Genomic DNA, 24,650 nt, shown 5'->3' on the forward strand with positions numbered 1-24,650 from the left:
TTTTTGTATTGTTTTAAGTAAAACGTACTGCCCCAAGCTGCATTAAAATTTCGACAAGAGGACGCAAAGGTAATCCTAAGATGGTATCTTCACTGCCTTGGACCTCTTTAAATAACCATTTACCTTGAGTTTCATAGTGATAAGCACCGCAACTATGATAAGGTTTTTCACTTTGCAGATAGACTTCAATTGTTTGTTCGCTTAAATGGTGCAAGGTTAAATAGGCTATTTCATGATGTTGCCAAAGTATTTCATTGTTTTTGGCAATGCAAAGACATGCGATTTGTTGATGTGTTTTTCCACTTAACAAACGTAAATGTTCGATTGCAGTTTGGTGATTTAAGGGTTTATTGAGAATTGATTTTTCATATATGCACAATTGATCTGCCGCAATAATAAAATCCTGTGGATGTGATTGACTCACCTCCAACGCCTTGCTTGCTGCCAAAGTGTACCCTAAATTAAGTGTATTTTCTGAATCAAAGTTCGCTTTGATAGCTTCTTCATCACAACGAGCGGGGATGACCGAGAATTCAATACCGAGCGATTGCAGGAGTTGTAAGCGAATTGATGAGGCTGAGGCGAGAATTATTGATTCTTGTTGTAAGAGTTTAGACATAAATAGCTACCAAAGCCATCAGTGAAAAGCCTATAATCACAAAACTAAAATCTTTAAGATTACAACAACGCTCGACCATAACACATCGCTCCAAGCCATGTAATGTTCCCAAATAAAGAAATGTACCTGCAGATGAGGCGATTAATATTGGATCAAATATGGAGTTGGTTTCTACCCCTTGGCCAAAATACCAACCTAGATAAATCCCTAGAGGTGTCATAAAGCTGAATAATAGAAAAAAGACGAGACTCGTATTCATACTCATTGAACTTTTATTTAATTGCACCGCGATTGCAAAACTTTCTGCCCACTTATGGGTAATTATTGCAAGAAAAATCATAATAATCATTGAATTATGGTGTGCTATCCCTAATGCAGCTCCAAGCATAATCGAGTGAACAGAGAGCATTCCCCACGCTAAAATAGCAAATGCTGGATGTGTCGCACTATTATGATGATAAAGTTCTTTGCCCAGGTGTTCAAACCATAGGAAAATAAGAAATACAGTACCGGTGATGATAAACGCAAAAGGATAGTTGTATCCCATTTTAATGAATAAAGAATTTGCGTCGGGGAGCATATGTAATAATCCGGCTCCTAAGAATACTCCTGTAGCTAATGTTTCCCCTATAGGAAAATCAATATGTTTATCATCTTTAATTCGTTTTCTAAAGGGATACCAGCCTGCCATTAAAATAACTATAAAAATGGAAAAGGCAAAAAATATTTTTAAACTGGTAGCGGACACCATTACTTATCCTATTTCTATATCTAAGAAAAGAAATACAACCTAAACACAAAGTAAAATCGGTATTCATTCATCTTTACTGCATTCAGGCTACATCAAGCCAAACACAATAGTTTAGTTGTGATGCATGATTTCATGCAAGCTAAATAAGCGAACTTCTACAACATCAGTTTGTAATTTCAATACTTGTAGTGCTCTTTCATGTAACTCTTGCCATTGCGTAAAGTGTTTCTTACAAACCATATCTATCTCAAGCTTTCCATCTAAATAGTGCAAATTCCAAAATAGTATTTGGGGAAAATCTCGGTGAATTTCATGAAGTAACTGTTCATATAATTCTTTTCTGCTGGGCAGATGTAACGAAGGACAAAAGCGTTCATCATCTTCTGGATCAACATGAACTATTACATCTTTAACACTTTCAATCTGCTCTGTTAATGCATGGTGTACATGTTGGGCAATATAATGTCCTTCAGAGACTGATATTTTAGGTGATACTAAAATGTGTACGTCAATTAATACGTTTTCACCCATAGACCGGCTGCGTAATTGATGTATTTTTTCAACTCCATCCACATTTTGGATCACTTGCTCAATTTGTGCTAATAAATCTGGGGCGACGGCTGTATCGACTAATTCTTTAGCGCTATTCCAGGCATAATCACAACCCATTTTAATAATCATAAAACCTACAATTATGGCTGCTATGGCATCTAGAGAACTAAATCCCCATAAACTGCCAATTAATCCTACCAAAACAACAAGAGAAGATGCAGCATCGGAACGATGATGCCAGGCATTGGCGGTAATTAACTTGGAATTGATACGTTTTCCAATATATAAGGTGTAATGAAATAAAAGTTCATTACTCATAATCGAAATGCAAATCACTGGAAGCGATAACCAACTGGGTTTGATATAGTTCGATTTGAGCAGGTCATATAATGAATCCCAGGCGATACCAACACCTGCCAAAACAAGTAAAAGAGCTAAGAGTAAAGTTGCAGCTGTTTCGATACGTTGATGTCCATAGGGATGGCTGGCATCCGCATCAAGACTCCCATATTTAGAAGCGAATAAAACCATCGCATCAGTGATGAGATCAGAAAAAGAATGAACCCCATCAGCTACTAATGCATGGGAGTGGAAGAAATATCCACCAATGAGTTTAACAATGCCAAGAAGGGCATTTGCAATAGCCCCTAAAAGGGTTACTCTTTTTGCTTGCTGGTATCTGTCATGTTGAATCATTTTAATGTTTACTAATGTGAGCTTGATATAATAATAAGTTAATTTCTTATAGCAAACGGTTTTTATTTAGAACTGCTCCATGTCAATTTAACCTACTATAATTCAAATCGATAAAAATTTGATTGGATCGAGTTTTATTTATCCAAAATCAGTCATTTTTATCGATATTTAAACATGGTTAGAGATTTTTTTGTATCTCTATAACAAGTTTCGGAAGAGGTTAATTTTTTAGAAACACGTTGATAAGATCTAAAACAGATATGATGGGAACATATTTCACAAGATCTTAAACGTTCTGTACACAGAGTTATCCACAGATTTTGTGGATAACTCATTTTTTGAAAATATATGAGAAAGAACTTAAAATCCTTATAAAACAAGTGCTTTTGAATAAAAAATCGATTTAATTTTTGTTCAAGCTGTTTGAAACAGAAAAGTTATCCACAAAAAAAGAAGAGAATTGAAGAAATAGGCTTGAGTATATTAACAAAGAAAAAAATAAAAAACAGTCTTGACTAATACATTTTTAAAAATATTTTATCCTTGCAGAAACTGTTCAAAATTCCCTAACCAACGTTGTGTGATATCACGAGCGATTTCAGGGGTATGGCGTATTAGTTTTTGAGCTAGAGAAGGCAAAAGAGGCAGTAATGAATGATCCCGCTGGATGTTTGCGATTTTAAATTGACGATATCCCGTTTGTTTTGTTCCTAAAATTTCCCCAGCCCCTCTTAATTCCAAATCTTTCTCAGCAATAATAAACCCATCATTGGTTGCGCGCATAATTTTTAAACGTTCTGTACTCTGCTGGGATAAAGGAGATTGATAGAGCAAAAGACAATGAGATTGGGTATTCCCTCTTCCCACACGACCACGTAATTGATGGAGTTGTGATAGACCTAAACGCTCCGCATTTTCTATGATCATTAAACTTGCATTGGGGACATCAACCCCGACTTCAATAACGGTGGTGGCTACCAGTAAATTGATTTCACCATTTTTAAATGCAGCCATGGTTGCTTCTTTTTCTAATGGTTTCATACGCCCATGGATCAGGCCTATACGAGCAGCAGGGAGTTGTTCTTGTAAGGTATGTGCTGTTTCTGTTGCTGCCATGCATTGCAATTTTTCGGATTCTTCAATAAGGGTGCATACCCAATAGATTTGTCGACCAGTAGAGAGTGCAACGAGTAATCGTTCAATTACTGTTTCTCGTTTATTTTGGTTTAATACAGCAGTTGTAATGGGGATACGTCCAGGAGGTAATTCATCGATAATGGAAATATCTAGATGCGCCAAATAACTCATGGAAAGTGTTCTTGGAATAGGCGTGGCAGTCATCAGTAGCTGATGAGGAACTCGTTGTTCGTGCTGTCCTTTTTGCTGTAAAAGTAATCGTTGTTCTACACCAAATCGATGTTGTTCATCAATAATGACTAAACCCAGGTGTGAAAAATGAACTGCCTCTTGAAATAATGCATGGGTACCAATAATAAGTTGGCAGCTGTTGTCAGCAAGAGCGCTCAATGCATGACGTCTTTCGCTTGCTTTCATTTTCCCAGTTAATCTTAATATTTTAATGCCCAAAGGCTCAAGCCAGCGCATAAAATTGCTGGCATGTTGTTCACTCAGTAAATCAGTAGGTGCCATAAAAGCAACTTGTTTACCATTGGCTATGGCTTGTAATGCTGCAAGAGCCGCAATAATTGTTTTTCCTGCGCCAACATCGCCTTGTACTAAACGCAGCATTGGTTTTTTTTGCATTAAATCCAGGTTGATTTCTTCGGCTACCCTTTGTTGTGCTTGAGTCAAAGTAAAAGGAAGGGCACTTAGGAATCTGTTGTTTAAGTGATGATCTCGCGGTAATGGAGTTGCATGCAGGGTACTACGTGATTCTCTGGCAAATTGCATGCTTAATCGTTGCGCTAATAATTCATCAAAAGCCAATCGTTTCAATGCCGGATGTTGCCCACTCTCAAGAGCCTGTAATGAGATATCAGGAGGTGGGTTGTGGAGTAATCTAATCGCCTCCCCAAGATGATAAAAATTATTTGCCTTTAATTCCGCATCACTCATCCACTCTAATTGTTGTAACTCGTGTTCACTGCTTTTTAGGGCGACGAGGACTAATTGCCTTAACCGGGTTTGGCTTAAGCCTTGGGTACTGGGATAAATAGGGGTTAAAGTTTCATGGACATGGCATTGATTTTCATCTTCGAATAATTGATATTCAGGATGAGTCATAGTCCATGTGTTGTTGAATTCACGCACCTCGCCAAAAGCATGAATCATTACACTGTTATTTAAATTTTTAATTTGATTTTTGTTAAAATGAAAAAACTGCAGCTTTATTACACCTGTTTTGTCTTGAACATAGCAATGCAACATAGCTCGCTTGCCTGGTTTAATTTCAGTTTTGCATACTTCTCCAGCAATAACACACCAGGTATTGGGTTGTAAATCTTGGAGGGGGGTGATTCGAGTTCTATCCTGGTAGCGATAAGGCAAGTGAAAAAGCAGATCGCGTACGGAATGGATGCCGCATTTAGCCAATTTCGCTGCAAGTGTAGGGCCTATACCCGTTAATGATTCACATGAATTAGATAACACTGGGTTAAGAATGTTAAAAGTTATATTTAAGTGTACCGCATAGTTTATGAGCTAACAATTTGAAGTTCTTTAGATTTAGCGTGTCTTTATGTGAAGTATATTAAAGTCTTTTCATAGAGTACAAAAAAGCGCATAATAGCATCATTTTTTTGATGGAAAATTAGGCACTATGAAACATACGGTAGAGCAGCTTTTAAAACACGCGTTAATTTCATTACAAAAATCAGGTGAAATGCCTGACAATTTGGATGTTGAAATTAAAATTGATCGTGCAAAAGACTCAGCTCATGGGGATTATGCCAGTAATCTGGCTTTAGTTTTGGCAAAGCCTTGCCGCCAATCTCCACGTAAAATAGCAGAACTTTTGGTAAAAGCAATTCCTGCTGATCCTGTTGTGGAAAAGATAGAAATCGCAGGGGCAGGATTTATCAATTTTTTTATACACAGTAATTCTCGCTCAAAAATTATCGCAGAAGCATTGGAAAAAGGTAATCGTTTCGGTTGCAGTACTATTGGAAAAAATCAAAAAGTATTGGTTGAATTTGTTTCTGCCAATCCTACAGGACCATTACATGTAGGGCATGGCAGAGGGGCAGCATTTGGCGCTACATTAGGAAATGTACTCAAAGCCGCTGGCTATGATGTGACTGTAGAATATTATGTCAATGATGCTGGACGGCAAATGAACATCCTTGCTGCTAGTGTGTGGTTACGCTATCTGGAACTTTCTGGTGAACCTGTTGCGATTCCAGCAAATGCTTACAAAGGCGATTATGTTTCAGAAATTGCACAAGAACTTTGGCTAAAGCATAATAGAGAATATGTTCACCCTTGGGCTACAGTCATCGAGGGTTTACCTCTTGATGAACCTCATGGTGGTGATAAAGAAATTTATATCGATGCTTTAGTAGCGCGTATGAAAATACTGTTGAGCATGCCTGTTTTTTCATTATTTCATCAACATGCCCTAAATACGGTTTTGGAGGATATCCAAGACGATCTCGCTGAATTTGGGGTGAAATATGATAACTGGTTCTCAGAACAATCATTATTTGAGGATGGTTCAATTCAAAAAGGCATTCAAGCACTAAAAGACAGTGGCCATACTTTCGAAAAGGAGGGCGCGCTTTGGTTTAGAGCTACGGATTTTGGTGATGAAAAAGACCGTGTTTTGGTTCGTGCTAATGGTCATACAACTTATTTTGCTTCAGATGTAGCGTATCATTGGAATAAATATGATAGAGGTTATGATCGTATCATTGATATTTTTGGTGCTGATCACCATGGTTATATCACTCGTTTACGTGCCGTTGTTAAAGCTTTGGGCCATGATGAAAGCACGCTTGATGTGCTCTTGGTGCAATTTGCTATTTTGTATCGTGGTGTTGAACGGGTACAAATGTCCACTCGAAGTGGATCTTTTGTAACTTTAAGGGAACTACGCCAAGAAGTTGGCAATGATGCAGCCCGCTTTTTTTATGTAGCGCGTAAATCAGAACAACATATGGACTTTGATTTAGATTTAGCTAAATCAGAATCTAATGATAATCCGGTTTATTACATTCAATATGCACATGCAAGAATATGTTCTGTATTAAGGCAATTGAAGGAGAGGGGGTTATTTTGGGATCAAGCAATGGGACTTAAACATCTTGACTTATTAGAGCAAGAGCATGAAACTCATTTAATTTCATTAATAAGTCGTTATCCTGAAGTAGTGGAATTAGCTGCTGTGCATTGCGAACCTCATCAAGTAGCTTACTATTTGCGTGAAGTAGCCAATGGCTTGCATAGCTATTATAATGCGGTTCCACTTCTGTGTGAGCAAGAACAATTACGATGTGCTCGTCTTTGTTTGCTCGAAGCAGTACGTCAGGTAATATACAATGGGTTAGGTTTATTGGGCGTATCCGCTCCTGAGAGTATGTGATGGCAAGAGAATATAATAATAAACGTTCTTCAAGATCGCGCGGTGGTGCATCGCACCATTTTTTATTGATTACGGTTATTTTTTTATTGGGTTATTTGGCTGCTTCTTTTTTTGATTTTGACACCATAATGCATTGGGTAAATACTCAAGTCTTGGCTCACCATGATGCAAAAAAAGAATCAGCTAAACCTGAAACACCAAAACAAGCAGTGATTCCACCTAAACCTAAGTTTGAGTTTTATACCTTACTTGCTAATGATAAATCGTCAGGATCGCAGCCCAATAATGCAACAACAGCTACTCAAACTACTTCTGCTGCAAATACAAATCCGGCTACTACAGCGGTTACTGCAGCCTCTACGGCCACAGTTTCTGTTTCAAATGCGGTTACAGCAGCATCTACTCCACCCCAGGTAAAGTTGAATCCATCTCAAGCATCGCAACCCTCAGCTCCTGCGAGAGCTATTGCAGGTAAACCTGCCTCTGTTCCTGTGGAAAGAGGAAATTACTTAGTGCAAGTGGCCTCGTTCAAAGCTCGACAAGATGCAGAGCACATGAAAGGTGCATTGATTCTCAAAGGGTTTAGTGTGTACATCATTCCAGTGAGTCACCCTTCTAAAGGCAATTGGTTTCGAGTGGTAGTTGGCCCATATTCTAATCGGGGGCTTGCCCAACAAGCCCAAGTCAATTTAGCTCGGAATGAACGTCTGAATGGGATGATTACTACTGGTGGATGATTGGGTATCTGCACAGGGTCTGCTTGTCCTCTTGATGACAGGGTAGCTTTGAGTACAGGTTACGTGAATATGATGCTGAAGAAGCGGAGGGCACTAAGTTAAAGTTTTTGCCTCAATCTATGTCCCTCGGCTTGTCTGAAAGATCCAGTAATCTGGCACGGGTCCTAGACTAGAGTCTTAAACTAAGTTGCGATTATTATCTTCAGTATCAACCAAAATAATTTGCTCAGTGCAAGAATAGTGCGTTTGAATGGCTTTAATTTGTTCTGGACTCATTTGATTTAACTCGTTAACCGATAAAGACACAGTCGCAACATTTTGAGGTATTGCTTTAAAAATCAGTGTCAACTCATCTGGGGTCTTTTGCCAATCATTTTCGCTTAAATCAAGTGTAGCTATTCCTTGTGGAATGGATGCTAAAGCCTGGGCTAATTCTGTTCCCGATTTTTTGTGAAGATTATTTCTTCTTAAGACATAGATCCAAGAAATTGCATGCTGTATCAACGGATAGCATCTCTTCGCTGACATAAAGACCTTCTATATATGCTTATCTCAGCAACAACCCCGTTTATTCATAAAAACTAGGTAGAATACCAGTTCTCCTTCTGTCCTTAAGGAGAAGATAAGTTGCAATGATTTAAAGAAATTTGAGTAAATCATTTAAATCCTGGGACAATATTATATTGTAAATTCGATTTGAATTCATTAATTGCTCAGTTTGGGTAAATTAATGCGTGATAAATAGAGTGGCTAATAGACGTACTCAATTTCGGATTCGTACATGAATAGCGAGCTGAACTGATGTATTCACTAACATACATGGTTGCTTTTTATATGTTCGTTAGTTTGATTAACGACGCACAATCACCTGAATATTTTCTGCATTTTTTATTGCATGTGGTTTGCTTACGCCTATTGTAAGGTGCGTTATTTTAAATTGTTCTTGAATTAGAGTGGCTACTTCATTGGCAACTGTTTCAATTAATTGAAATGATTTTGACTCTACGTATAGAGTAACTTGCGCACAAAGAGTTTCATAATCTATGGTCTTAGTCAAATCTTCATCGCAAGCACTGAAATCAGTATCAATGCTGATATCAATTAATAAGTGCTGATTAATACGTTGTTCCCATTCATACACGCCAATTTTTGTACTGACATTGAGGGCTTTTATGTTTAAGGTATCCATTTTTTTTGTAAAAGTAGTTTTTTTATATTTTATCTAAATTAATAGCTCTCTGTATAGAGTGATTTCCCTAGGGAATAAAGAAACAACGATAACAATAGGCATTTTCATGCCTTTTGTGTTGAACAGTTTAGTGGAGCGCTGGAACTAATCCATCTGTTTCTGGAAGGAGTTCATCTTTATTTTTGGGGACACTGGGATTGGTAACAAGATTCACTGCTTTATGATATCCAAGAATAGGTAAAGCAAGCGTGAGCATTAATGATAAGCCAAGAACCATTTTACCTAATAAAACAGGGGCGGCAACAGTGCCTGCCATCATTCGAAATGAGCTATGAACGTTTTCATTTACTGCAACACGCCATAGATATGAAGCCATAACTGTTATTAAACTCAAATCAAGTAAGCCGAAAGCGAATAATCCTTTGTATTCAGCATCAAATTGTTTTCCCATAATGGCATGATAAGCTCCTTCATAACGCGCTCCCAAGCTTGAAGACGGTGAAAATAACAAACCTAGATGACGGTATCGATTTTCGCTGATAAATTGAGTTATTCTTTTAACAGTAAATTTATTAATCTCCTGTTCTTGCATCATTTGTGATTGGATATGTTTTTCGTCTGCATTCAGATAAAGTCTCGCAATGCTTTTCTTATCTTCTTCAGCCTCTTGTTTTGGAAAATGGTAATGAACTGCGTTGGCAATTAAGCGTCCCATAATGACAGAACCTTGCTCATTGGGTTCAATTTGATGTGAATGTTTTCCACCTAAAGGATTTAAGGACGAGGTTACATCAACAAAGACAATTTCTTTTCCTTTAGTTATCGCGTAGGCTAAAATTTCTCGATAAAGTTCATTCATGGTTTCTTCAACTACTGGAAATGGTCCTTGATTCCTTCCTTCTGATCGTGCGAGATGAGAAAAACCAGTATAAATAAAATAAGGAGTAAATTCGGTAATTGAAGGATAATATTGAGATAATAACACGATACGACTGAGTTGGGGATTTTGCTCCACTAACTGGTCGATAATCTTTTTATAATCAAGCAATATTTTTTCTTTTACTTGCTGAAACGCTGAATTAATAATTGATTTGGCTGATTTTGGAGTTATTCTTAAAAGAAGTTTGGGATAATTTATTTGATTTCTTAACGTATAAGCCAGAGCCTCACGGTAATTATTGCCGGCTACACTTAATACAGCAATATCAGGTTTCCATTCGGTAACTGCTTCAAGTTGGTGTACCCTCGAACCAGTATGATCTGCATCCGTTGGGAGAACCTTATCTAATCGGCAGTAGCGCATGACATCAGTGGTGGTCGCTCCATCTACAGCAAAATTTCCAATATAATAAGAACCTGATTGGCTATTGTTCGCAAGTGCTAAAGCAGTTTGATGAGTTACAGTATGCGATTTTTCGGCATAAGGTATCTTTGTATCTACCCAGTAACCATTATCTATAGTTGAGTCTCCCATTAAAGCAACTTTTTGTATTTTCCCTTGTGAATTTCCAAACACTTTTTTTAATCTTCCTGTATTCTGAGGGTAATCTTCACCAATAGACAGCGATGAATTTTGAACTAATCCCATAATAAATCTCCAAAATAGATATAAGATTGCGCATTGTGTTTCTGATTGCATCAATAGTCAATAATGGTCTACTCCATAATTTGGAGTAGATCAGAATAAGTATGTTACTATTACCCCATTTTTAGGATATTGAGGCAAACAATGTACGATCTAAATCAATCTTTGTTTCTACGTGCGTTAAGACGCCTACCGGTTGAACGAACACCAGTATGGATGATGCGTCAAGCGGGTCGTTATTTACCTGAATATCGGCAAACAAGGGCTCAAGCGGGTGATTTTTTAAGCCTGTGTAAAAATCCAGAGCTTGCCTGTGAAGTGACGCTGCAACCTTTACGCCGTTATTCTTTAGACGCTGCTATTTTGTTTTCTGATATATTAACTATTCCTGATGCTATGGGATTGGGTTTGTATTTTGCCGAAGGAGAGGGGCCTTGTTTTGAACGGCCTATCCAGGAGATACAAGCAATTACCAATCTTCAAGTGCCTGATTTAGATTCTTTAGCGTATGTGATGAATGCAGTGCGTTTAATTCGTAAAGAAATGCCAAAAGAGCTGCCTCTGATAGGTTTTGCAGGTAGCCCTTGGACTTTAGCGTGTTATATGGTTGAAGGCAGGAGTAGTAGGGATTTTAAACGTATTTTGCATTTAATCTATACCAACAGCGAAGCAGCACATCTGTTATTAAATAAATTAGCGCTATCAGTTGCAGACTATCTTTGTGAGCAAATTAACGCAGGTGTTAATGCGGTGATGCTTTTTGATACCTGGGGAGGGATCTTAACCCCAGAAAATTATCAAAATTTCTCTTTACATTACATGCAGCAAATTGTGCAACAAATAAAAAATCATGCTCCTGATGTACCTGTGATTTTATTTACTAAGGGGGGGGGGCAGTGGTTGGAAAAAATGTTGGTTACTGGGTGTGATGCCTTAGGTATCGATTGGACTTGCGATTTGAGTGACGCACGACGAAGAGTTGGTGATAAAGTAGCGCTACAAGGAAATTTAGATCCCTCCGTATTACTCACTTCAAAGCAATGCATTCATGAGCAAGTTAAAAAAGTGTTGGCTTCTTTCGGACACGGGAGTGGGCATGTGTTTAATCTTGGGCATGGCATTACCCCAGATGTGCCGCCAGAACACGTTGCTGCGATGATTGAGGCGGTCCATGAATACAGCCCTAATTATCATCGTTGATTAGTTGACTGGTAAATAGCGCATCAAATGTGTTGATCAGGTTTTTGTGCCGGACTCAAATTGATTAATGAACAAACCTGATCACGGGATCATGCATCAATTCAGATTAAGAAAAACGAATTGTTTCCGGCTAATCATTTAATTCGTGTGCGAAAAGTCAAAAATTTACGTTCTATCTTTTGTGTATTACGCTTGCCTTCTTCATGTTGCCCATAAGGCAAGGAACGCTGACAAGCTCCCTGCCTGTCAGTGAAATAGTGGGTTATCTTAAATCGCGCAAGCTGTCTCTGTAATTACTTTTAAGTCTCATCGGTCCTATCACCAAACGTATCAGCAAGTATTTCACTCGTGTAATGATTCGTATCAGGCCATCGTAAATAACGTTGATTTGATTTATCACATAAAAAAGCCCATGGCTCATTTAACTTCAGTGCACCAGGTAACAGTAAAACAGGTTATTTCCCTAATTTTCTTTTAGTGGATAACCGTTTTTTCTAATTGACCTCGAGACGATTTCAGGCTTTATAGTACTAAGCGAATTGAATCGTCTTGCCACAATCAGAAAACTGACGCTGGTATCGTTGCTCGCCAGGTTGAGATATTCCGTATTTGACTCCTTTAACACTAGTGCGTTCAACACAGCTCACTTCAATAATCGCCACTCAGTCACACTCCAAAAAATGTCGAATATGACACCATCAACATTTTTAGAGTATCACCCTTATTTAATCAGTCTGCATTCAAGTAGCGCTCATACCTTAGTGGTTACTACTACACGCTCCGTTAAATCTGTGGCAGCTTCATTTTCACGACGAATATCGGCAACACCCTCTCTCATTTGTTGTTGTCGTTGCAGGGCATCTTCACTCACCGGAGCTTGTCGATTTGTAGCAAGATCTGTCCCAGTAATCTCTGGAACATCGAATAGATCTTCTTCGATGAGTACGAAATCCAGTTTCATATGAGGCATAACCAGTGTCTCCAGGGATTCAGCGCCTAAGTTTTTAAGATGAAACTTCACCAAACTGCCTAAAGTAGAATCCATTAAACAGGGGGTTTGCTCCTTTAATTTTATATATTGTGACTCACTTATCTCTTTCCCGTCATTAATGTCTTTTAAAATACCGGTTAACAATTCAACAGCCGCTAGTTTGGTTAGTTTGCTGTAACCCACAAAATTTAACATCCCTTTTTCAGGCTGCTGCGCTCGTAATTGACCATAAACTTCCAGTGCAGAGATGAACTCTGAGAGATCAGTAGGAGGAGCACTCCCTTCGTTCATTGTGCGCTCAATCTCAATAAAACCCAAAGTTCGATACTTGATACACTCTTGAATTTGCTGAACGTGGGGCGCGGTCAAGTAACTGTCCGAAGTAATATAGCCCGAACCTGGAATTTTGACAGCAATACCTTGAGCCGCCGAGGAAACAACCTCTTTAATTGTTCTGAATGTATAAGAGCCACAATTACCTTCAGTAAGGCGATTTTGATGATTATAGGCAATTCGATTAAGATCACTAACAATAAGAGAAGAATCAACCTCTTTAGCTGCTTTCTTAATACTTTGATTTAAAATATCATCACAAGTCGATCTGGATTTTGATTTAAAATAAAATGAAAATGATTCGGCATAAGTATCTCGTCCTATGGAATCATATATTGTAGGCGTTAGTTGTTTCTTAATTGGATCATAATTAAAAGTAAGCAATATTTGATGCTGAACTCCTTTACTTAAATTGGTAGGCATCTCTACACAAGGAATTACCAACGTGGTGGGTTTTGATGTTGTCGCACAAAACGCTGTAATTTCTGCCAAACTTTTTGTAAGCTGGTCATCGAGCCAACCTGCTTCCGATTTCGAGTCAGCATCATAGTATGCAATATTACCACCATCCGGCCTGAATAAAAAAATTTGTTGGTCGCTGTTTTTAGCCTGTAAATTGTAAGCGCCTTCTAAAGGACTTTTTCCAGTTACAGTAACATCGTCACCCAGATTAAAAGCCGATTTTTCATCAAAAAATAAACTGTATAATTTATGTAAACGAGAGGAGTTCATCCCGTTATTTACTTCCCAATTTGTTTCAGGACGATAGACAAACTTCGTCTTATCAATTTCTCTCTGAGGTACTGGATCGTCGAGAACAAACCCATCAAACCCGTCAGCTTGCAATTCGTCGTCTATTATTTTATCTCTCATGTTCAATCTCTTATGCAGTCTTTAATGTATATTTTAATTAGTTATTCTTAAGAAAATGTGACATCTTTCTTAAGGAATGCTGAAGAGAGTAATGCTCTTAAACTGTTGATGTATTAATATTCGACATTTTTGGGGGGTGGGGGTGTGACGATTATTGAAGTGAGTTGTGTTGAACGCACTAGTGTTAAAGGAGTCAAACACTGAAAATCTGAGCTTGGCGAGCAACGATACCAGCGTCAGTTTTCTGATTGTGGCAAGACGATTCAATTCGCTTAGTACTATAAAGCCTGAAATCGTCTCGAGGTCAATTAGAAAAAACGGTTATCCACTAAAAGAAAATTAGGGAAATAACCTGTTTTACTGTTACCTGGTGCACTGAAGTTAAATGAGCCATGGGCTTTTTTATGTGATAAATCAAATCAACGTTGGTTATCGCCTGCTCTGAATCATTACACGAGTAAAATACTTGCTTATACTTTTGGTGATAGGAGCGATAGGGCTTGTAAGTAATTACAGAGACTGCAGTACATAAACAAGCCAGTTAAGATTTGAAAAATCTCAAGCGTTTTACTTCATTTCAACTAGGCTGCAAGAACTTTATGGTTTCCATAGGGGTTAATATGGGGCTAATTGAAGCCCATACATTTAATTTTTTCTAAATTGTCGGCTCAATTGAATTGCCATTTCTATTGATTGTTCGTAGTTTAAACGCGGATCGACCAAGCTATGATATGCAGTTTTCAGATCGCCTGCAGCTAATCCACGAGCTCCGCCAATACATTCGGTAACATTATCACCCGTAAGCTCAAAATGAACACCACCTAAGTAACTACCCATACTACGATGAATTTCCCACGCTTGTTTTAATTCCAAAAGGATATTGTCAAAATGACGGGTTTTAATTCCATCGGAAGTCGTTTCTGTATTTCCATGCATAGGATCACAAGACCATGTTACTGGAATCTTCGTTTTCTTTACTGCATCTATAAGAGGAGGAAGCAGTTTTTCTATATGACGAACCCCTAAGCGGGTAAACAACAAAAGTCGTCCTTCCTCCCGTTGTGGATTAGCTCTATTTAGTACTTCTTCCAACCATTCTGGAGTAGCTCCCGGTCCAATTTTGATGCCAATAGGATTTTCAACACCCCGCAAAAACTCTAAATGAGCACTATCAATCTGTGCCGTACGCATACCTATCCATGGTAAATGTGTTGAAAGGTTATACCATAATCCATCGTCCATCTTTCGTGTTAAAGCCTGTTCATAATGCAAGTGCAGGGCTTCATGAGAAGTATAGAAATCTACTTTGGATAAATTACTCGATTGTATTCCATCTATGGTATCTAAAAACTCCAAAGCATCAGCTATTGATTTTACCAATGTTTGATATTCTTCCTTCTGTTTTGAGTGTTCTACAAAACCTAAATCCCATTGTTGAGGATGATTAAGGCTAGCAAATCCACTGTCAAGCAAACTACGAATATAATTTAAAGTAACCGCTGAACAGTTGTAGGCTTGCAATAATAGTTTGGGATTGGGTTCCCTTGCTTGGGGCGTAAATTCAGGAGAATTAACAAGATCGCCACGATAGCTAGGCAATGTAATACCATTAATTGTTTCATAATCAGAAGAACGTGGTTTTGCATACTGTCCCGCAATTCGTCCAACACGAATAATTGGTTTGCGCAACCCATGTAACAAAATTAAACTCATTTGTAATATAATTTTTAGCTTGTTACTGATGATCTCTGCACGACAATCGTTAAATGATTCAGCGCAATCACCACCTTGAAGAATAAATGCATCACCACGCCCAGCGCGAGCAATTTCTCTTTTTAGATTTTTAATTTCGCTGCTTGTTACTAATGGGGGTAATAAGCTTAACTGTTCCACAACTTTATTTAATTTTTTTTCGTCAGCATATGTTGCAGCCTGTAGATAAGAATACTGAAGCCAGGATATAGGCGACCACTTTTGCATAGATAAACCTAGGTGATTTTTTTAAGTCTAAGTATGGAATAAATGAACATATACTGCAAGCAAACATTTTTTAAGAAATAAGGGCTTGAAATTTTATGATGCTGACCCCATTTCCATGGTTCGCCTTACTTAAAGTAGGTTCGTTATAAAAAAACGATACTTTGTGTATCGAACCGCTTTTATTTAGAATTGGCATCCCTATCAATGCGACGCCCAGAATTGCTAGGGAAAAGCGTTACGGGATAACGTGAATGCATCAAAGGCAGCTTCCATGTTTTTGGTGTCGAATTACGTTAGTTAGGTCCGTTAAATCCTAACATTAATTTTCGAATACCAGGGATATGATGTATGGGATTATCTAGTCTATGGACATTAATTCTGGTAAATCAGGAGTATTTGCATGAGTAAGAAAGACAAAAAAGATTGGCACCAATTTAAAGAAAAACATTTAAATGAAGAACCGCAGTCTCAAGATTCAGAAAAAGAAGGTCTTGAGGTCGCTTTGGACTCACTTGAACCTCAGGAGGCGTCTTTAGAGCATCCAAGTTATGTTGAATTGAGCGAAAAACTCACTCTTACCGAACAGCAAGCTCATGAGAGTTGGGAAAAGGCCGTACGTGCTCAAGCTGAATTGGATAATTTTCGTCGCAGGGCGGAACGAGAAATAGCTAATGCCCATCGCTATGGCGTTGAGAAATTGATTTCTTCTTTATTGCCTGTAATTGACAGCTTAGAGCAAGCCTTGCAACTGGCTATAAAAGCAGAAGATGCATCGATGCGTGAAGGCTTGGAATTGACACTGAAACTTTTTGTTGATGCATTACAAAAATTTGAAGTGCAACAAATTGACCCTATTGGTACTCCATTTGATCCACAATTACATGAAGCGATGTCGATGCAAAATGCTCCGGATGTTGAACCCAATACCGTATTAGCTGTATTCCAAAAGGGGTACAAATTAAGCGATCGTGTGATTAGACCGGCACGCGTTGTTGTATCGAAAAAATAAATTATGAGGTTAGTGGGTTGAAATTTGGCACGTAATACCCATATAAGAAATATCGCAAAAAAATTACTACTTTGGAGCAAGAAATAGAATGGCAAAGATTATAGGAATAGACTTGGGTACCACCAACTCATGCGTTGCTGTGATGGAAGGTGATAAACCTAAAGTAATTGAAAATAGTGAAGGTCACCGTACGACCCCTTCCATCGTTGCATTTACAGATGATGGTGAGGTATTAGTTGGGCAATCTGCGAAGCGCCAGGCAGTGACCAATCCAGATAATACTTTGTTTGCAATTAAACGATTAATTGGCCGTCGTTTTGATGATGCGGTTGTTCAAAAAGATATCAAAATGGTTCCTTACAAGATTGTCAAGGCAGATAATGGTGATGCGTGGGTTTGCGTGAAAAATCAAGATAAAGCGCCACCGCAGATTTCTGCTGAAGTATTGAGTAAGATGAAGAAGACAGCAGAAGACTATCTGGGTGAAGAAGTTAAAGAAGCGGTGATTACCGTACCTGCTTACTTTAATGATTCACAACGCCAAGCAACTAAAGATGCTGGTCGTATCGCTGGTCTTGAAGTAAAACGTATCATTAACGAGCCTACTGCTGCAGCTCTTGCTTATGGTATGGACAAAAAGCGTGGCGATTCAGTCATTGCTGTATATGACCTTGGTGGTGGTACTTTTGATGTTTCTATCATTGAAATTGCTGAAGTTGATGGTGAACACCAATTTGAAGTATTAGCTACTAATGGTGATACTTTCTTAGGAGGTGAGGATTTTGATTTGGCATTGATTGATTACCTTGCTTCTGAATTCAAAAAAGATTCAGGCATCGATTTACATAGTGATCCATTAGCATTGCAACGGCTCAAAGATGCTGCTGAAAAGGCTAAAATTGAACTTTCTTCGTCACAGCAAACGGATGTTAACTTGCCTTATATTACGGCAGATGCTTCTGGACCAAAACATTTAAATATTAAGTTGACCCGTGCTAAATTAGAATCTTTAGTCGAAAAACTGGTTGAACGTACCATAGAACCTTGTAAAACTGCACTAAAAGATGCAGGTTTAACCGTGTCACAAATTAATGAAGTTATTTTAGTTGGTGGTCAAACACGTATGCCTTTAGTTCAAAAAACAGTAGAAGAGTTTTTTGGTAAAGAGCCACGTAAAGACGTGAATCCAGATGAAGCTGTTGCTGTAGGTGCTGCGATTCAAGCCGCAGTATTATCTGGTGAAGTGAAAGATATTTTATTGCTTGACGTTACTCCTTTGTCTTTAGGTATTGAAACGATGGGTGGTATTATGACTAAACTCATTGAAAAAAATACTACTATCCCAACCAAAACAGCACAAGTATTCTCTACTGCGGATGACAATCAAACAGCGGTTACTGTACACGTGCTACAAGGGGAAAGAGAGCAAGCGTCAGCGAATAAATCTTTAGGACGATTCGATTTAAGTGATATTCCTGCTGCGCCACGTGGGGTTCCGCAAATTGAGGTTACTTTTGATATCGATGCAAATGGTATTCTTAATGTTTCTGCAAAAGATAAAGCTACAGGTAAGGCTCAATCAATTGTCATTAAAGCATCTAGTGGTTTGAGCGATGAAGAAGTTGATGCCATGATTAAAGATGCTAAATCGCACGCAGAAGAAGATAAAAAATTTAAGGAAATGGCGGATCTTCGTAATCAGGCAGATAGCTTAATCCACAGTTGTGAAAAATCTATGAAAGATCTAGCAACAGAGCTTACTGATGATGAGAAAAAAGGTATAGAAACTGCTATTGCTGAATTAAAAGAAGCAATTCAGGGTACAGATAAAGCAAAAATTGAAGACAAATTAAAAGTGTTAAGTGATGCATCTGCAAAAATGGCTGAACGAGTTTATGCTAAAAAAGCATCTGAAGGACAGGCAGGGCAAGGACAAGCACATCAGGAACAGGCACAAACACAAGCACATGAATCAGCCAAAACGGATGAAAGTGTTGTCGATGCTGAGTTTGAGGAAGTAAAAGACGATAAGAAGTAATTGGTTCTAACGTACTATATGATAGCCTGGGTATTCTATCCTAGTTGAAGCAAAACGTAACTTGAGAAATGAATGCTCATTTCTTGGGTTACGTTACTGTTCGTGGCCATTATGTTAAGAGCAATTTTTTTCCCGTACAGGCGAGATCCCATTTTCTTATAGTACATTGTGCTAACATTTATAAATGGGCTCCCGTTTTGCCGCGGGAACAATTTTAACATAATGATAGAGACTTTATTGTTTCATACTGTTAGAAAAATCTAGACTATGAAGCCTATTAATTTTTAAATTTTGTGAGTGGTTATGGAAAAGCGGGATTATTATGAACTTTTAGAAGTAAGTCGAACTGCCAGTGATGCCGAAATTAAAAAAGCATATCGCAAGTTGGCAATGAAGTATCACCCAGATCGTAATCCTGGCGATTCTGAAGCAGAAGAAAAATTTAAAGAAATTCAAAGCGCTTACAGTGTTTTATCCGATCCACAAAAGCGAGCTGCTTATGACCAGTTCGGTCATGCGGGTGTTGATCCTTCTATGCGAGGTGGTCCTGGCGGCTTTGGAGGATTTGGTGGTTTTGGTGATGTCTTCGAAGATATTTTTGAAAATATTTTTTCAGGTGGACGAGCCTCAGGTCGACAATCACGTGGCCAACGTGGTGCGGATTTGCAATTTAATGTGCAATTAACTTTAGAAGAGGCTGCTTTAGGTAAAGAAGTACAAATTACTGTTCCAAGACATGGTACTTGTACTGTATGCAATGGTTCTGGTGCAAAAGCAGGAACTCAACCAAAGACATGCGAAACATGTAATGGAGTCGGACAGGTAAGAATCCAGCAAGGTTTTTTCTCCATTCAACAAACTTGTCCTCATTGTCATGGAGAAGGAAAAACTATTTCTGATCCATGCTCAAGTTGCCATGGTCAAGGTCGAATCCGTGAAAGTAAAAAACTTACCGTCAAAATTCCACCGGGTGTTGATAATGGTGATAGAGTACGCTTAAGTGGTGAAGGTGAGGCTGGAATGCATGGAGGTGGACCAGGTGATCTTTATGTACAGGTTAGTATAAAAAAACATACCATATTTGAACGACATGAAAATGATTTGCATTGTGAAGTGCCAATAAGTTTCATCACCGCAGCTTTGGGAGGCTCTATAGAAGTTCCTACGCTTGAAGGACGAGTCACGCTAAAGATTCCTCAAGAAACGCAAACGAGTAAGGTATTTCGCTTAAGGGGTAAAGGAATGAAATCTGTACGCGGACATGGCCAAGGCGATTTATTATGTAAAGTAGTTGTAGAAACTCCCGTAAATTTATCCCGTGAGCAAAAAGAATTATTAACAAAATTCCATGAATCACTTGAGAATGCTAAAGGAAATCATTCTCCACGCTCTAATTCCTGGTTTGCTGGTGTGAAAAAGTTCTTTGAAGACATGAAATTTTAAAATAAGTAAGTTACAATTGCTGGCATTTATCTTTATGTGCATTTTTTGAGCTTGAGTGATTAGCATCGATTTGATGATGTAATCTGTCACTCAGGCTGAAATTAAAAGTCATTATAAACAACTTAGAGTAGATCCATGATGAACCAACCAGCAATTTTAGCATTAGCCGATGGCACTATTTATAAAGGTATTTCAATAGGGGCGTCAGGTGATTGTGTTGGCGAGTTGGTTTTTAATACATCGCTAACTGGTTACCAAGAGATGCTTACTGATCCCTCGTATGCACGACAAATCATCACTTTAACTACAGCTCATATCGGAAATACAGGATGCAATCATGAGGATATGGAATCTAATAAGGTTTGGGCCTCAGGTTTAGTCATCCGTAATGCATCTATACTTCACAGCAATTACCGTGCTGAACAATCGCTACAAGATTGGCTCAAAAAAAATGGAGTGGTAGGAATTGCAGATATTGACACCCGTGATTTGACCTTGCGTTTGCGTGAAAAGGGAGCATTGGGGGCTTGTATAAGTACTGATGTCGACAATCCTGAATTGGTTTTGACAAAGGCCAAATCATTTTCTGGTTTACAAGGTGTGGATTTGGCACTTGAAGTTTCCAGAAAAACAATAGAGCGTTGGCATGTTGGTTTGGGTGAATGGGGAAAAAATTCTCAACCACAACAATTTCATGTGGTTGCTTATGATTTTGGCGTCAAGCACAACATTTTACGTATCTTATATGACAAAGGCTGTCATTTGACTTTAGTGCCTGCTAGAACCTCAGCAGCTGAAGTTATGGCAATGGATCCTGATGGTATATTCTTATCGAATGGTCCTGGTGATCCACAAGCTTGTGATTATGCTATTCGTGCAACTCAAGAATTTTTAGAACACAATATACCCTTATTTGGTATCTGTCTTGGTTTTCAAATTTTAGCTTTAGCATGTGGCGGTGTGACTAAAAAAATGAAATTTGGCCATCACGGTGCAAATCATCCTGTTATTGAAACCGAAGGTAAAAAGCGTGTCTTTATAACCAGCCAAAATCATGGTTTTGCAGTGGATGAAGAGAGTTTGCCAGATTGTCTTGCCATAACCCATCGTTCTTTATTTGATAATACATTACAAGGTATTAGACATAAAGAGAAGCCTGCTTTAGGTTTCCAAGGACATCCAGAGGCTAGCCCTGGCCCACATGATATAGAAATAATATTTAATGAATTTATTCAGCTAATGAGCTAAAAGTGGCTGTCCTTTTGTTTCATCACGATTCTAAGTGTGATCTGTGGAAAGTGGATAGGGATCTGGAAAGCCAATGATATACGAATACAAATTTAAAGAGGATTAACAATGAATGAAAGTCATGTCTTTACTTCAGAATCGGTTTCCGAGGGACATCCGGACAAGATAGCTGATCAAATTTCTGATGCAATTCTAGATGCTATTTTAATGCAAGATCCAAATGCACGGGTGGCATGCGAGGTTTTTGTTAAAACAGGTATGGTATTGGTTGGTGGTGAAATCACTACTAAAGCATGGGTAGATGTAGAGGCAGTCACACGACAAGTAGTTAAAGATATAGGTTATAACAGCTCACAAATGGGGTTTGACTGGGAGTCATGTGCGGTACTGTCTGCAATAGGGAAACAATCTCCTGACATTGCCCAAGGTGTCGATAATAAAGAAACTAAAATTCTTGGGGCTGGAGATCAAGGTTTAATGTTTGGATATGCGAGTCGTGAGACAGATGTATATATGCCCGCTCCTATTGCCTATGCACACCGGTTAATGGAGAAACAATCCTATTTACGTAAATCAGGTGCTTTACCTTGGTTGCGGCCAGATGCCAAATGCCAATTAACTTTAAAATACGAGCACGGGATACCTGTTGAAGTAGATACAGTTGTCTTCTCAACCCAACATGCAGCAGAAATTAGTCATAATGATTTAATTGAAGCAGTGCGTGAAGAAATAATTAATACGACCTTACCTGTTGAGTGGTTGACCCGACGAACTCGTTATTTCATCAATCCAACAGGTCGTTTTGTTATTGGGGGGCCTTTAGGGGATTGTGGATTAACAGGGCGTAAAATTATTGTGGATACTTATGGTGGTATGGCCAGGCATGGAGGAGGATGTTTCTCCGGTAAAGATCCTTCAAAGGTTGATCGTTCAGCGGCATATGCAGCACGACATGTTGCTAAGAATATAGTAGCTGCAGGCTTAGCCGATAAATGTGAATTGCAAATTTCCTATGCTATTGGTGTTGCTGAACCTACATCAATTTTTGTGGAAACATTTGGTACAGGCCGGTTAAAAGATAATGAAATCATTGAATTAGTCAATACCCATTTTGATTTAACACCACAAGGCATTATTGAATATCATGATTTACTTCGGCCAATCTATAGACAAACAGCAACTTATGGCCATTACGGGCGTGAAACTTTTCCTTGGGAACGTTTAGATAAAGTGGCTGAATTGCGTAAAGCATTATGAGGAGACTGTGATGGAGTTAGTCGATAAAGTAGGAGTAAGAGGCAATATGATCCATGATTATAAAGTTGCAGACATGGCGCTGGCGTCTTGGGGACGTAAAGAAATTGCTATAGCAGAGACGGAAATGCCCGGTTTGATGGCTTTACGTGAAGAGTATGGTGCAACAAAGCCCTTAAAAGGCGCCCGTATCGCAGGTTGTTTGCACATGACCATTCAAACAGCGGTACTTATTGAAACTCTGGTTGCTTTGGGGGCTGAAGTTCGTTGGTCCTCCTGTAATATATTCTCCACTCAAGACCATGCTGCTGCTGCTATTGCGGCTAAAGGAATTCCTGTATTTGCCTGGAAAGGTGAAACGGAAGAAGAATATTGGTGGTGTGTGGAACAAACGCTGGCCGGCCCCAATAATTGGGCACCTAATTTATTGTTAGATGATGGCGGTGATTTAACACAAATTATTCATCAAAAATATCCGCAATTATTACCCAATATTAAAGGAGTTTCTGAAGAGACGACTACCGGTGTTGCTCGCTTGTATGAAATGGCTAAACATGGTGAGCTAAGCATTCCTGCAATCAATGTAAATGATTCTGTAACCAAGTCTAAGTTCGACAATTTATACGGTTGTCGTGAATCTTTATTGGATGGTTTAAAACGAGCCACAGACGTGATGGTTGCAGGAAAAGTTGCTCTTATTTTAGGATATGGAGATGTAGGTAAAGGCTGTGCTCAGGCTCTACGGGGTCAAGGTGCTGTTGTTTTAGTTGCTGAAATTGATCCAATTTGCGCGCTTCAAGCGGCTATGGAAGGTTACCGAGTTGTTACTTTAGATGATGTTGCAGAACAAGTAGATATTGTGGTTACTGCTACAGGTAATTATCATGTAGTCACGCATGAGCATATGAAAAGAATGCGGAATCAAGCTATTTTATGTAATATTGGCCATTTCGATTCTGAAATCGATGTACAAAGCTTGAAAAAATATCAATGGGAAAATATTAAACCCCAAGTGGATCATGTTATTTTTCCTGATGGGAAACGCATTATACTGTTAGCCGAAGGTCGTTTGGTTAATTTAGGTTGTGCAACGGGCCACCCTAGTTTCGTGATGTCCGCCTCTTTTTCCAATCAAGTTTTAGCTCAAATTGAATTATTCAAAAATGCTGATCAATATGAAAAACAAGTTTATGTTCTTCCTAAACTATTGGATGAAAAAGTCGCCCGGTTGCATTTAGGTCGCATAGGTGTGAAGCTAACCCAATTAACCGATGAACAATCTAAATATTTAGGCGTTGATATTAAAGGCCCCTATAAACCAGATCATTATCGTTATTAATGTATAAGTAATACGTAGCCCGTATTAGGCGTAGCCGTAATACGGGCTCAACAAATCAGGCTTGCTCATTAATTGTTATTGAAAATAACGCGTTCCCCCAAACTTAACCAACCGATACACTGTATTAAGACTGCGCCTAATATGCGTAACATTTGCTGCTTATTCTGGTAGCCTTAATTCCGTGAACTCTTAAAAAAATCCTTGCGAATAACCTAAACGTAAGTTTAAAACATGACGTATAGGGCAGCACCATTTTGAGATAATTTTGATCTT

Annotated in this window: 19 protein-coding genes and 1 pseudogene; 10 read left to right on the top strand and 10 right to left on the bottom strand. The window is 38.6% G+C overall.

The genetic code is table 11. The features are described 5' to 3' along the window. Nucleotides 1-13 precede the first annotated feature (13 nt). From EKG34_RS02600 to recG, 4 genes are all read right to left on the bottom strand, one after another. Nucleotides 14-619, bottom strand: coding sequence for a Maf family protein (locus EKG34_RS02600; RefSeq protein ID WP_003635728.1), 606 nt, complete (start codon nt 617-619; stop codon nt 14-16). Continuing rightward, nucleotides 612-1,370, bottom strand: coding sequence for a ZIP family metal transporter (locus EKG34_RS02605; protein ID WP_003635729.1), 759 nt, complete (start codon nt 1,368-1,370; stop codon nt 612-614). Before EKG34_RS02605 ends, EKG34_RS02600 begins: the two co-directional genes overlap by 8 nt. Before the next feature lie 111 nt (nt 1,371-1,481). After that, nucleotides 1,482-2,618 (bottom strand): cation diffusion facilitator family transporter, encoded by a 1,137-nt coding sequence (locus EKG34_RS02610; protein WP_003635731.1) that lies wholly within the window; start codon nt 2,616-2,618, stop codon nt 1,482-1,484. Between the two features lie 537 nt (nt 2,619-3,155). After that, nucleotides 3,156-5,228: an ATP-dependent DNA helicase RecG gene (gene recG / locus EKG34_RS02615; protein WP_003635732.1), complete on the bottom strand. Its 2,073-nt coding sequence runs from the start codon at nt 5,226-5,228 to the stop codon at nt 3,156-3,158. 169 nt (nt 5,229-5,397) lie between these two features. Here recG and argS point away from each other — a divergent pair, with 169 nt between their 5' ends. Together argS and EKG34_RS02625 are read left to right on the top strand one after the other, a co-directional pair. Beyond that, nucleotides 5,398-7,158: an arginine--tRNA ligase gene (gene argS, locus EKG34_RS02620; protein ID WP_003635734.1), complete on the top strand. Its 1,761-nt coding sequence runs from the start codon at nt 5,398-5,400 to the stop codon at nt 7,156-7,158. Next, nucleotides 7,158-7,895, top strand: coding sequence for an SPOR domain-containing protein (locus EKG34_RS02625; protein ID WP_003635736.1), 738 nt, complete (start codon nt 7,158-7,160; stop codon nt 7,893-7,895). The genes argS and EKG34_RS02625 overlap by 1 nt, the downstream gene beginning before the upstream one ends. Nucleotides 7,896-8,072: 177 nt before the next feature. On the opposite strand, the gene EKG34_RS02630 is transcribed toward EKG34_RS02625, so the two are convergent. The 3 genes from EKG34_RS02630 to EKG34_RS02640 all read right to left on the bottom strand — a co-directional run bounded on the left by EKG34_RS02630 (nt 8,073) and on the right by EKG34_RS02640 (nt 10,672). Continuing rightward, entirely contained in the window at nt 8,073-8,423 is a 351-nt protein-coding gene (locus EKG34_RS02630) for a hypothetical protein (RefSeq protein WP_012979320.1), read from the bottom strand. A gap of 322 nt (nt 8,424-8,745) precedes the next feature. Beyond that, nucleotides 8,746-9,084 carry a dihydroneopterin aldolase gene (folB, locus tag EKG34_RS02635; RefSeq protein WP_003635739.1) on the bottom strand — a complete coding sequence of 113 codons (339 nt, stop codon included), beginning with the start codon at nt 9,082-9,084 and terminating at the stop codon, nt 8,746-8,748. 127 nt (nt 9,085-9,211) lie between these two features. Continuing rightward, nucleotides 9,212-10,672, bottom strand: coding sequence for an SGNH/GDSL hydrolase family protein (locus tag EKG34_RS02640; RefSeq protein ID WP_003635742.1), 1,461 nt, complete (start codon nt 10,670-10,672; stop codon nt 9,212-9,214). 141 nt (nt 10,673-10,813) lie between these two features. On the opposite strand from EKG34_RS02640, the gene hemE reads away from it, so the two are divergent. Beyond that, nucleotides 10,814-11,869 (top strand): uroporphyrinogen decarboxylase, encoded by a 1,056-nt coding sequence (gene hemE, locus EKG34_RS02645; RefSeq protein WP_003635743.1) that lies wholly within the window; start codon nt 10,814-10,816, stop codon nt 11,867-11,869. 134 nt (nt 11,870-12,003) lie between these two features. Here hemE and EKG34_RS18935 read toward each other — a convergent pair. After that, nucleotides 12,004-12,315, bottom strand: a pseudogene (locus EKG34_RS18935) (IS1 family transposase). Between the two features lie 305 nt (nt 12,316-12,620). Further along, nucleotides 12,621-14,066, bottom strand: coding sequence for a hypothetical protein (locus EKG34_RS02660; RefSeq protein WP_041819127.1), 1,446 nt, complete (start codon nt 14,064-14,066; stop codon nt 12,621-12,623). 375 nt (nt 14,067-14,441) lie between these two features. On the opposite strand from EKG34_RS02660, the gene EKG34_RS18940 reads away from it, so the two are divergent. After that, nucleotides 14,442-14,576: an IS1 family transposase gene (locus EKG34_RS18940; RefSeq protein ID WP_223800148.1), complete on the top strand. Its 135-nt coding sequence runs from the start codon at nt 14,442-14,444 to the stop codon at nt 14,574-14,576. A gap of 135 nt (nt 14,577-14,711) precedes the next feature. Here EKG34_RS18940 and EKG34_RS02670 read toward each other — a convergent pair whose 3' ends face one another. Then, the gene (locus EKG34_RS02670; protein WP_003635757.1) at nt 14,712-16,046 is read right to left on the bottom strand and encodes a 3-deoxy-7-phosphoheptulonate synthase class II; all 1,335 of its coding nucleotides are present in this window, start codon (nt 16,044-16,046) and stop codon (nt 14,712-14,714) included. 400 nt (nt 16,047-16,446) lie between these two features. On the opposite strand from EKG34_RS02670, the gene grpE reads away from it, so the two are divergent. The 6 genes from grpE (at nt 16,447) to ahcY (ending at nt 24,377) form a co-directional block, all read left to right on the top strand. Next, complete coding sequence (grpE, locus tag EKG34_RS02675; protein WP_003635759.1) at nt 16,447-17,055, top strand: nucleotide exchange factor GrpE; 609 nt, start codon at nt 16,447-16,449, stop codon at nt 17,053-17,055. Nucleotides 17,056-17,143: 88 nt separating this feature from the next. Continuing rightward, nucleotides 17,144-19,093, top strand: coding sequence for a molecular chaperone DnaK (dnaK, locus tag EKG34_RS02680; protein ID WP_003635760.1), 1,950 nt, complete (start codon nt 17,144-17,146; stop codon nt 19,091-19,093). A 303-nt stretch (nt 19,094-19,396) separates the two neighbouring features. Continuing rightward, the gene (gene dnaJ, locus EKG34_RS02685) at nt 19,397-20,536 is read left to right on the top strand and encodes a molecular chaperone DnaJ (RefSeq protein WP_003635761.1); all 1,140 of its coding nucleotides are present in this window, start codon (nt 19,397-19,399) and stop codon (nt 20,534-20,536) included. A gap of 135 nt (nt 20,537-20,671) precedes the next feature. Next, complete coding sequence (carA, locus tag EKG34_RS02690; protein WP_003635762.1) at nt 20,672-21,784, top strand: glutamine-hydrolyzing carbamoyl-phosphate synthase small subunit; 1,113 nt, start codon at nt 20,672-20,674, stop codon at nt 21,782-21,784. A 108-nt stretch (nt 21,785-21,892) separates the two neighbouring features. Next, on the top strand, nt 21,893-23,041 hold the full coding sequence (metK, locus tag EKG34_RS02695; protein ID WP_003635763.1) for a methionine adenosyltransferase: 1,149 nt from the start codon (nt 21,893-21,895) through the stop codon (nt 23,039-23,041). A 10-nt stretch (nt 23,042-23,051) separates the two neighbouring features. Continuing rightward, entirely contained in the window at nt 23,052-24,377 is a 1,326-nt protein-coding gene (ahcY, locus tag EKG34_RS02700; protein WP_003635764.1) for an adenosylhomocysteinase, read from the top strand. The last annotated feature ends 273 nt before the right edge of the window (nt 24,378-24,650 follow it).

The organism is Legionella longbeachae (assembly GCF_004283175.1).
In the GTDB taxonomy this organism is placed as follows: domain Bacteria; phylum Pseudomonadota; class Gammaproteobacteria; order Legionellales; family Legionellaceae; genus Legionella; species Legionella longbeachae.

What these genes read in the sequence shown, in the direction of transcription:
- EKG34_RS02600 (WP_003635728.1), bottom strand. Translation starts at nt 619, where the DNA reads ATGTCTAAACTCTTACAACAAGAATCAATAATTCTCGCCTCAGCCTCA.
- EKG34_RS02605 (WP_003635729.1), bottom strand. Translation starts at nt 1,370, where the DNA reads ATGGTGTCCGCTACCAGTTTAAAAATATTTTTTGCCTTTTCCATTTTT.
- EKG34_RS02610 (WP_003635731.1), bottom strand. Translation starts at nt 2,618, where the DNA reads ATGATTCAACATGACAGATACCAGCAAGCAAAAAGAGTAACCCTTTTA.
- argS (WP_003635734.1), top strand. Translation starts at nt 5,398, where the DNA reads ATGAAACATACGGTAGAGCAGCTTTTAAAACACGCGTTAATTTCATTA.
- EKG34_RS02625 (WP_003635736.1), top strand. Translation starts at nt 7,158, where the DNA reads ATGGCAAGAGAATATAATAATAAACGTTCTTCAAGATCGCGCGGTGGT.
- EKG34_RS02630 (WP_012979320.1), bottom strand. Translation starts at nt 8,423, where the DNA reads ATGTCAGCGAAGAGATGCTATCCGTTGATACAGCATGCAATTTCTTGG.
- folB (WP_003635739.1), bottom strand. Translation starts at nt 9,084, where the DNA reads ATGGATACCTTAAACATAAAAGCCCTCAATGTCAGTACAAAAATTGGC.
- EKG34_RS02640 (WP_003635742.1), bottom strand. Translation starts at nt 10,672, where the DNA reads ATGGGATTAGTTCAAAATTCATCGCTGTCTATTGGTGAAGATTACCCT.
- hemE (WP_003635743.1), top strand. Translation starts at nt 10,814, where the DNA reads ATGTACGATCTAAATCAATCTTTGTTTCTACGTGCGTTAAGACGCCTA.
- EKG34_RS02660 (WP_041819127.1), bottom strand. Translation starts at nt 14,066, where the DNA reads ATGAGAGATAAAATAATAGACGACGAATTGCAAGCTGACGGGTTTGAT.
- EKG34_RS02670 (WP_003635757.1), bottom strand. Translation starts at nt 16,046, where the DNA reads ATGCAAAAGTGGTCGCCTATATCCTGGCTTCAGTATTCTTATCTACAG.
- grpE (WP_003635759.1), top strand. Translation starts at nt 16,447, where the DNA reads ATGAGTAAGAAAGACAAAAAAGATTGGCACCAATTTAAAGAAAAACAT.
- dnaK (WP_003635760.1), top strand. Translation starts at nt 17,144, where the DNA reads ATGGCAAAGATTATAGGAATAGACTTGGGTACCACCAACTCATGCGTT.
- dnaJ (WP_003635761.1), top strand. Translation starts at nt 19,397, where the DNA reads ATGGAAAAGCGGGATTATTATGAACTTTTAGAAGTAAGTCGAACTGCC.
- carA (WP_003635762.1), top strand. Translation starts at nt 20,672, where the DNA reads ATGATGAACCAACCAGCAATTTTAGCATTAGCCGATGGCACTATTTAT.
- metK (WP_003635763.1), top strand. Translation starts at nt 21,893, where the DNA reads ATGAATGAAAGTCATGTCTTTACTTCAGAATCGGTTTCCGAGGGACAT.
- ahcY (WP_003635764.1), top strand. Translation starts at nt 23,052, where the DNA reads ATGGAGTTAGTCGATAAAGTAGGAGTAAGAGGCAATATGATCCATGAT.